The following is a 544-nucleotide window of genomic DNA, read 5'->3' as shown; positions in this document are numbered from 1 at the left end:
CGGAGGCGGCAGGCAGTCTTGTGCAGCTGATTGACCAGCGGGTGCAGGCGGTGATGCTGTCCATGCGACGTGACGGAGGAATGCTGAGTGGCTGAGATAAAAACGCTGCATCTGGTCCCGCGTGAAGGGATGCAGGTGAGTGAGAAGCCGTCGGTGGTGAGGGTGCGGTTTGGTGACGGTTATGAACAGCGTCGCCCCACAGGACTGAATCCTCAACTGAAGACGTTTCAGGCGGTGTTCCGGGTGACGGATGAGTCAACCCGGCGCTGGCTGGATGAATTTTTATCCTGGCATGGTGGTTACCGTGCCTTTTTGTGGCGACCGCCGAAACATAACCGGACGGTGAGGGTGGTGTGCCGGGAGTGGAGCGTCACAGATAACGCCAGGTACAGTGATTTCAGTTGTACGATTGAGCAGGTGGTGAACTGATGCAGGATATTCGCGAAGAAAGTCTGAACGAGTCGGTTAAGTCAGAGCAGTCACCGCGGGTGGTACTCTGGGAAATCGACCTGACGGTACAGGGTGGTGAGCGGTATTTTTTCTG

General features: G+C 56.4%; 1 protein-coding gene and 2 pseudogenes. All 3 read left to right on the top strand.

The genetic code is table 11. From position 1 onward, the window contains the following. Positions 1–95, top strand: a pseudogene (locus HEN33_RS27230) (phage tail tape measure protein); the annotation flags it as partial. Beyond that, positions 88–429, top strand: a complete 342-nt coding sequence (locus HEN33_RS25390) for a phage tail protein (RefSeq protein ID WP_000807954.1) — start codon at positions 88–90, stop codon at positions 427–429. The pseudogene HEN33_RS27230 and the gene HEN33_RS25390, both read left to right, overlap by 8 nt. Further along, a pseudogene (locus tag HEN33_RS25385) lies at positions 429–544 on the top strand (phage minor tail protein L); the annotation flags it as partial. The gene HEN33_RS25390 and the pseudogene HEN33_RS25385, both read left to right, overlap by 1 nt.

Origin of the sequence: Escherichia sp. 94.0001 (genome assembly GCF_013369155.2) — a bacterium.
GTDB lineage: Bacteria > Pseudomonadota > Gammaproteobacteria > Enterobacterales > Enterobacteriaceae > Escherichia > Escherichia coli_F.
Note: the sequence above shows the minus strand (reverse complement) of the source record. Positions and strands in the feature narration are given on the sequence as shown.